The sequence below is a fragment of the Allobosea sp. 01N443 genome, assembly GCF_056399325.1.
In genome coordinates, this window is the sequence record NZ_JBFTRC010000250.1 from 1 (window position 1) to 6933 (window position 6933).

9 protein-coding genes are annotated in these 6933 nt (G+C 64.8%); 2 read left to right on the forward strand and 7 right to left on the reverse strand.

Features of this window, described 5'->3' with window-relative positions; all coding sequences use genetic code 11:
• A partial coding sequence (locus tag AC1DRP_RS33405; protein WP_476770770.1) for an alpha/beta hydrolase occupies positions 1-456 on the forward strand: 456 nt, incomplete at its 5' end.
• 21 nt (positions 457-477) lie between these two features.
• On the opposite strand, the gene AC1DRP_RS33410 is transcribed toward AC1DRP_RS33405, so the two are convergent.
• The 5 genes from AC1DRP_RS33410 to AC1DRP_RS33430 all read right to left on the reverse strand — a co-directional run bounded on the left by AC1DRP_RS33410 (position 478) and on the right by AC1DRP_RS33430 (position 3925).
• Positions 478-1323, reverse strand: a complete 846-nt coding sequence (locus tag AC1DRP_RS33410) for a tetratricopeptide repeat protein (RefSeq protein WP_476770771.1) — start codon at positions 1321-1323, stop codon at positions 478-480.
• 235 nt (positions 1324-1558) lie between these two features.
• Complete coding sequence (gene rpsU, locus AC1DRP_RS33415; protein WP_038359685.1) at positions 1559-1792, reverse strand: 30S ribosomal protein S21; 234 nt, start codon at positions 1790-1792, stop codon at positions 1559-1561.
• A 209-nt stretch (positions 1793-2001) separates the two neighbouring features.
• Positions 2002-3102 (reverse strand): 5-(carboxyamino)imidazole ribonucleotide synthase, encoded by a 1101-nt coding sequence (locus tag AC1DRP_RS33420; RefSeq protein ID WP_441488186.1) that lies wholly within the window; start codon positions 3100-3102, stop codon positions 2002-2004.
• A complete protein-coding gene (gene purE, locus AC1DRP_RS33425; RefSeq protein WP_441506984.1) occupies positions 3099-3596 on the reverse strand; it encodes a 5-(carboxyamino)imidazole ribonucleotide mutase in 498 nt (165 codons plus the stop codon). Before purE ends, AC1DRP_RS33420 begins: the two co-directional genes overlap by 4 nt.
• A gap of 110 nt (positions 3597-3706) precedes the next feature.
• Positions 3707-3925: a YdcH family protein gene (locus AC1DRP_RS33430; RefSeq protein ID WP_043238474.1), complete on the reverse strand. Its 219-nt coding sequence runs from the start codon at positions 3923-3925 to the stop codon at positions 3707-3709.
• Positions 3926-4153: 228 nt separating this feature from the next.
• Between AC1DRP_RS33430 and AC1DRP_RS33435 the strand changes: the two genes are divergently transcribed.
• Complete coding sequence (locus AC1DRP_RS33435; RefSeq protein WP_043238472.1) at positions 4154-4342, forward strand: DUF465 domain-containing protein; 189 nt, start codon at positions 4154-4156, stop codon at positions 4340-4342.
• A 116-nt stretch (positions 4343-4458) separates the two neighbouring features.
• On the opposite strand, the gene AC1DRP_RS33440 is transcribed toward AC1DRP_RS33435, so the two are convergent.
• Both AC1DRP_RS33440 and AC1DRP_RS33445 read right to left on the reverse strand, forming a co-directional pair.
• Positions 4459-6087 carry an acyl-CoA synthetase gene (locus AC1DRP_RS33440; protein ID WP_441506985.1) on the reverse strand — a complete coding sequence of 543 codons (1629 nt, stop codon included), beginning with the start codon at positions 6085-6087 and terminating at the stop codon, positions 4459-4461.
• 109 nt (positions 6088-6196) lie between these two features.
• Entirely contained in the window at positions 6197-6931 is a 735-nt protein-coding gene (locus AC1DRP_RS33445; protein ID WP_476770772.1) for a sulfite exporter TauE/SafE family protein, read from the reverse strand.
• Positions 6932-6933: the final 2 nt, after the last annotated feature.

Consider the following 6933-nt stretch of genomic DNA (forward strand, 5'->3'; position numbering starts at 1 on the left):
GCCTATGACGCTGCCGTCTCACGCTTTGGCGCCGATCGGCTGGTTGGCTATGGCGAATCCCTGGGCACCGGTGTTGTGCTCAAGCTTGCAGCGGAGCGCCCGCTCAAGGCCGTGATACTCGAGGCGCCCTATCTGTCGGCAGCTGCAGTGGCGCAACTCGCCTATCCCTTCGCACCAATCGGCTGGCTGATGAAGGATCAGTTCCGGTCGGACGCCGTCATCGGCCGCGTCACCGCGCCACTGCTGGTGTTGCACGGTGGCCGCGATGCCGTCATTCCCTTCGCGCAGGGGCAGGCACTCTACGACATGGCGAACATGCCCAAGCGCTTCGTCCGCTTTTCCAGCGGTGGCCACCAGGACCTGCCGGCGCATGGTTCGCTGCCCGAGATCCGGGGCTTCCTGGCCAATCTGACGAACGGTGCCGTTGCCGGCCAAGAAAGCCGCGCCGTCGAGTAGCGCGGCGGCCTGGCGTTATGGTCAGCGGAAGAGGCTGCCTCCGCCGAGGCGCGCCTGGCCGGCGCGGGCGGTTGCATTGTTGCTGTCCAGGCTCAGGGCGCGCTGATAGTTCTCGGCCGCTTCAGTCTTCTTGCCGAGCTTTTCGCTGGCGAGTCCGCGACCGGCCCAGGCTTCGGCGTTGCGGTTGTCGACATTGAGCGAAGCCGTGAAGTCCTCGATCGCCTGCTCGAACTTTCCGACCGCGATCAGGCTCTGGCCGCGGGCCGTATAGGGCGGGGCGTTATAGGGATTGCGATCGATGACCGAGTCGAAATCGGTGATCGCATGCTGGTGCTGGCCTTCCTTCTGATAGACCAGACCACGGGCATGGAAGGCTTCGGCCGATTCTGGATTCAGGCGGATCGCGGTGTTGAGGTCGGACAGCGCCTGCTGACTGTTGCCCTGCTGGCGCAGCAGGTTGGCACGCCCGATATAGGCCGGGGCATAGTTCGGGTTGGCTGTGGTGGCGCGGTTGAAGTCTGCCATCGCCGCGTCATTGCGGCCGCTCTGGCGCAGCGCCAATGCGCGATTGGTATAGGCCGAGGCGAGGTTCGGGTCGATCTGCACCGCCTTGGTGAAATCGGAGATCGCGTCGGAGTAGCGGYCGGCACGGGCATAGGCCGCGCCGCGGGTGTTATAGGCCTGCGGATCGTTGGGGTTGCGGTTGATGACCTCGCTGAGCGAGCCGATATTCACGCTCGCATTGGCGGATGATTCCGCATCGACTTCAGCAATTGCGCTCTGTGAGCCCAGATTGGAAACGGTGTCGCATCCTGCCAGCGCGACGGCGATGCCGGCTGCAGCCAGCCAGCTCTTGCCTCGAAACATGCTCTGCCTCATCGGTCCCGGTTCTGTGCCTCGACTGCCATGCTCGACCCCGTTGGTCGTCATGACCTGATTGCGCTCCCCAGCCGACAGCGCCCCTTCACGCGAGAACGCCTGCATCCTGCCAAGCTTTGGTTAACGCCGCCGAAAAAGCAACAACGCCCGGAGAGGCTCCAGGCGCTGTTTCGACATGATGCATCCGTGCGAAGCGGCCAAAGCGGCCGCCCTCAGCCGGAGATCAGGGGCGCTTGGGTTTCACCGGCGCGGGCAGAAGGCCCTCGCGCTGCAGCTTCTTGCGGACCAGCTTGCGGGCGCGGCGGACGGCTTCCGCCTTCTCGCGCGCCTTCTTCTCGGAAGGCTTCTCGTAATGACCGCGGAGCTTCATCTCCCGGAAAATGCCTTCGCGCTGCATCTTTTTCTTGAGGGCGCGAAGAGCCTGATCGACATTGTTGTCGCGAACGAGAACCTGCACGTGATTGTCCGTCTTTAGCGGGTTGGTCAAGATTTCGGGTCCGGCGAAGTTTCTCAACTCGCAGGAAGGGTTGTGCGGATAACAGAATTCAATTCGGCTGTCCACGCCGGAAGAGCCGGAGAACGTGGAGAAATCGCGGGCGGAGACGAGCCGCGGGATTCGTCCGGACAAGCCGGCAGGAATGAGTGCCGACTCCGTAAGGAAGCACGTTATGTGCGGGCCGGCTTCAGCCGCGTGACATGGCCCATCTTGCGGCCGGGGCGGGCATCCCGCTTGCCGTAGAGATGCAGATGCGCGCCCGGCTCTGCCAGGATTTCCCGCCAACGAAGTGCGGCGTCGCCGACAAGGTTTTCCATCTCGACAGTGCCGCGACGGGTGGCCGATCCAAGCGGCAGGCCGCAGACGGCGCGGACATGCTGGTGGAATTGCGAGGTCTCGGCGCCTTCGCTGGTCCAGTGTCCGGAATTGTGCACCCGCGGCGCGATCTCGTTGATGATGACGGTCTCGCTCGCGCCCTCGCCAACCACGAACATCTCGACGGCGAAGACACCGATATAGCCGAGCGCTTCTCCGATCTTGCGCGCCGCCTCGATGGCGCTGGCGGAGGTCCCGGCCGCAACCTGCGCCGGCACATGCGTGAAGGCGAGGATGTGGTCGCGATGCTCGTTCTCGCAAAGATCGAATGCAGCGAAGTCGCCGGCAGTGTTGCGGGCTGCGACGACGGAAACCTCCCGGCTGAAGCTGACGAAGCCTTCGAGGATGGCAGGAAAATGCCCGATGGCCTCATAGGCTTCGGCCAGATCGGTATCAGCCGCGATCTTCACCTGCCCCTTGCCGTCATAGCCGAAGCGGCGCGTCTTCAGGACGCTGGGGCGGCCGAGTTCGGCGACCGCGCGTTCGAGATCGGCCAGCGAATCGACGGCGCGGAACGGCGCAACCGCCAGCCCGAGATCGGCGACGAAGCTCTTCTCGCTCAGCCGGTCCTGCGTCAGGGCCAGGGCGCGCGCGCCGGGATGAAGCGGCGTGCGCGCGGCGAGGAAGGCCGCTGTCGCATGCGGCACATTCTCGAACTCATAGGTGACGAGGTCGACCGCATCGGCAAATCCGGCCAACGCAGCCTCGTCTTCATAGGCGCCGATCGTATGACGGGCGGCGACGTCGAAGGCCGGGCTATCAGCCTCGGGCGCGAAAATATGGGCGCGAATGCCGAGATCGGCGGCGGCGAGCGCAATCATGCGGGCAAGCTGCCCACCGCCGAGGATGCCGAGCATGGCGCCGGGGCCAAGCCCGCGCGGATCGGGCGTGCTCATGCGTCGTCCCTGGGGAATTCGGCGACCGCCCCGCTTTGGCGGCTGCGATAGGCTTCCAGCCGCTCGGCCAGGGGCTCATCGCCCAAGGCGAGCACGGCGGCGGCGAGGAGGCCGGCATTGACCGCCCCGGCCCGGCCGATGGCGAGCGTGCCGACCGGGATGCCCGCCGGCATCTGCACGATCGAGAGCAGGCTGTCCTGGCCGGAAAGGGCCTTGGATTCGACCGGCACTCCGAAGACCGGAAGCGGCGTCAGCGAAGCCGTCATGCCCGGCAGATGCGCGGCCCCGCCGGCGCCCGCGATGATGACCTTGAAGCCCTTCGCCTTGGCTTCCTTCGCGAAGGAGAACATGCGTTCCGGGGTCCGGTGCGCGGACATGATGCGAGCCTCGTGGGCCACGCCGAGCATGTCGAGGACTTCGGCCGCATGACGCATCGTCGCCCAGTCGGACTGGCTGCCCATGATGATGGCGACAGGAGGGCTGGTATCGGCCATGTGCACTCGCTTCCCATGCGAGGGGAGGAAGCGCGCGACTTAAACTGCGGGCAGCCCGGCAGGCAAGCACCGATTCGTCGAAATCATTGTTCTGTGTGCTGTTTTCCGCATCAGGCGATGATGTCCGGCGTCAGCGCGTCTTCGATCTGCGTGATGCGGTCCTTGAGGTAGAGCTTCCGCTTCTTCAGGCGCTGCACCTGGATCTGATTGATCGCGCCCATGCGCTCCAACGCGTCGATGGCGCTGTCGAGGTCGCGATGCTCTTCGCGCAGACGAGCCAGCTCGGCCGTAAAGGCCTCGATCTCCTCAGGGCTCAGCTCGAATCCCATGAAGCCGTCTCATCATTGCCGCGATCCGGGTCGACTATGCTCAGGCGCGGGCGGCCCGGCAAGAGCGCAGTGTCGCTTCGCGCAGGGATAGCGCGTGCCATTCGCGCCCTGCGGGAAGGAGAGACCCAGGATCACGGAAACTCATGGTGCAGTGCACTGCTGCCCCAGAGACTTGAAGCCGGCTCTGTGTCAGACTCCCCCCGTCAATCGCTCATCAGGAGAATCCAGATGTCGCTGCAGACCCACCTCGCCGAGCTCGAGCGCAAGCATCGTCAGCTTGAGGAAGCCATCGCCCAAGCCGCGGCGCGCCCCTCTTCCGATACGCTGAGTGTGTCCGAGTTGAAGCGGAAGAAGCTGCTGCTGAAGGAAGAGATCGAGCGCGTCAGAATGACGATGCCGCAGCCGACGCTGCATTGAACGGGATAACGGGGCAGCCATCGCCCGTCGAATAGGATGGTTTTGATCGAGCCGGTCCCAGGAGGGGCCGGCTTTCTCGTTGAATGGACATGCAGGACTGGAAGCCGCGCCTGGCACTACAGGGCCCTTGCCATCTCGCGCAGCTTGAATTTCTGGATCTTGCCGGTCGAGGTCTTGGGGATCTCGGTGAAGACCACCGTCTTGGGGCATTTGAACGAGGCCAGAAGCCCGCGGCAGAAGGCGATGATCTCCGCCTCGGTCGCATTCTTCCCCGGCATGAGTTCGACGAAGGCGCAGGGCGTCTCACCCCATTTCTCGTCCGGCCTGGCGACAACCGCAGCCGATTGCACCGAGGGATGCTTGTAGAGCGCATCCTCGACCTCGATCGAGGAGATGTTCTCGCCGCCGGAGATGATGATGTCCTTGGAGCGGTCCTTGAGCTGGATATAGCCGTCGGCATAACGCACGCCGAGGTCGCCGGAATGGAACCAGCCACCGGCAAAGGCAGCTTCGGTCGCCTTCGGATTCTTGAGGTAGCCCTTCATCACGACATTGCCGCGGAACATCACCTCGCCGAGTGTCTGACCATCGCGGGGAACCGGCTGCATGGTTTCCGGGTCGAGTACATCGAGGGCTTCCAGAGCGGGGTAGCGCACGCCCTGGCGTGCTTTCAGCACGGCCTGGTCCGCAGCTTCCAAGGCGTCCCAGTCGCGCTGCCACTCATTCACGACTGAGGGACCATAGGTCTCGGTCAGGCCGTAGAGATGCGTCACCTCGAACCCAGCCTGCTTCATCGCGGCAAGCACGGCTTCTGGCGGCGGGGCGGCGGCGGTGAGGAAGGAGACCTTCTGCGAGAAGGGGCGGCGTTCCTCCGCCGGGGCGTTGAGCAGCGTCGACATCACGATGGGTGCGCCGCAGAGATGGGTGACGCCATGATCCGCCAGCGCCGCGTACAGCGCCTTGGCGCGGACCTGGCGCAGGCAGACATGGGTGCCGGCGAGGATCGAGATCGACCAGGGGAAGCACCAGCCATTGCAGTGGAACATCGGCAGCGTCCAGAGATAGACGGGATGACGACCCATGCCGCAGGTCACAATATTCGAGGTCGCGAGCAGATTGGCGCCGCGGTGATGATAAACCACCCCCTTGGGGTCGCCGGTGGTGCCCGATGTGTAGTTCAGCGAGATCGCGTCCCATTCGTCGCCGGGTAACGTCCAGGCGAAATCCTGGTCGCCGGTCACGAGAAAGTCCTCGTATTCGACGCTGCCAAGCCGCTCGCCGCTGCCGTCATAGACCGGGTCGTCATAGTCGATGACCAGCGGCTTGACCTTGCAGAGTTCCAGTGCCGCCTGGACTGTGCTCGAGAATTCGCGGTCCGCGATCAGCACCTTGGCTTCGCCATGGTCGAGCGAGAACGCGATGATGGCGGCGTCGAGCCGCGTGTTCAACGTGTTGAGCACACCGCCGGTCATTGGCACGCCGTAGTGACATTCGAGCATGGCGGGCGTGTTCGGCAGCATGGCTGCGACGGTATCGCCCCTGCGGATGCCGTGCTTCGCCAGCGCGGATGCAAGCCTGCGCGAGCGTGCGTAGAATTCGGCATAGGTCCGGCGCAACGGGCCGTGGATGATCGCAACATGGTCGGGAAAGACGGCGGCGGCACGCTCGAGGAAGGTCAGCGGCGTCAGCGGCTGGAAGTTGGCCGGGTTGCGGTCGAGGTCGATGTCATAGGGCGAGGTCTTCATCGGGGCGCCTTCTTCCGTCGCGTCGCCTTCGGATCTAGCCGGTCCCGCGCTCTCCCGTAATCCATCCCTTTTTCCGATGCGGCGCAATCGACGCAGCTGGACTCGTGGGTCAGGGATGGAGGCGCAACGCCAGGAACCCGTCGATGATCAGCTTGCTGCCGACAGCAATCAGCAGCCAGTAGATGATGGTGTAGAAGCGTTCCGCCGGCACGCGGCGCACCAGCCAGACACCGGCAACGGTCGCGAGGATCGCGACCGGAAACAGTGCCGCCGACGCGGCGAGGTTCTCGCGGGTGAACTGGCCGAGCGCGATATAGGGGCCGACTTTCATGAGATTGAGCAGCGCGAAGAAGATCGCGCCGGTGCCAACGAAGGTCGGCGGCGAGAGCCGCTGCGGCATGACGTAGATCTGAAAGGGAGGGCCGCCGGCATGGGCGATCATGCTGGTGAAACCGCAAACCGCGCCCCAGAAGCTGCCGGGCCCGAACGCGGGCTTCGTGACCGGCGACTGCGCCTTGCGGTCGGCGAAGAGCCGACGGCCTGCGAAGGCAACCGAGATGATGCCGACCGAAAGGCCAACCGCGGCATCGGAAACCCGCGATGCCAAGACATAACCCGCAAGCACGCCGAGAAGAGCACCCGGCAGCATCGTCGCGAGGTTGCGTTTGTCGAACTCACGGCGATAGGCCCAGACGCTCACCATGTCCTGGACGATCAGGATGGGCAGCATGATCGCGGCCGCCTGGACCGGCGGGAGCACGAGCGCCATCAGCGGCAGCGAGAGCAGCCCCAGGCCCGAGAAGCCACCCTTGGCGAGCCCGACCAGGATGACGGCAGGCACCATCG

What these genes read in the sequence shown, in the direction of transcription:
- AC1DRP_RS33430 (WP_043238474.1), bottom strand. Translation starts at nt 3,925, where the DNA reads ATGGGATTCGAGCTGAGCCCTGAGGAGATCGAGGCCTTTACGGCCGAG.
- purE (WP_441506984.1), bottom strand. Translation starts at nt 3,596, where the DNA reads ATGGCCGATACCAGCCCTCCTGTCGCCATCATCATGGGCAGCCAGTCC.
- AC1DRP_RS33440 (WP_441506985.1), bottom strand. Translation starts at nt 6,087, where the DNA reads ATGAAGACCTCGCCCTATGACATCGACCTCGACCGCAACCCGGCCAAC.
- AC1DRP_RS33435 (WP_043238472.1), top strand. Translation starts at nt 4,154, where the DNA reads ATGTCGCTGCAGACCCACCTCGCCGAGCTCGAGCGCAAGCATCGTCAG.
- AC1DRP_RS33445 (WP_476770772.1), bottom strand. Translation starts at nt 6,931, where the DNA reads ATGGTGCCTGCCGTCATCCTGGTCGGGCTCGCCAAGGGTGGCTTCTCG.
- AC1DRP_RS33420 (WP_441488186.1), bottom strand. Translation starts at nt 3,102, where the DNA reads ATGAGCACGCCCGATCCGCGCGGGCTTGGCCCCGGCGCCATGCTCGGC.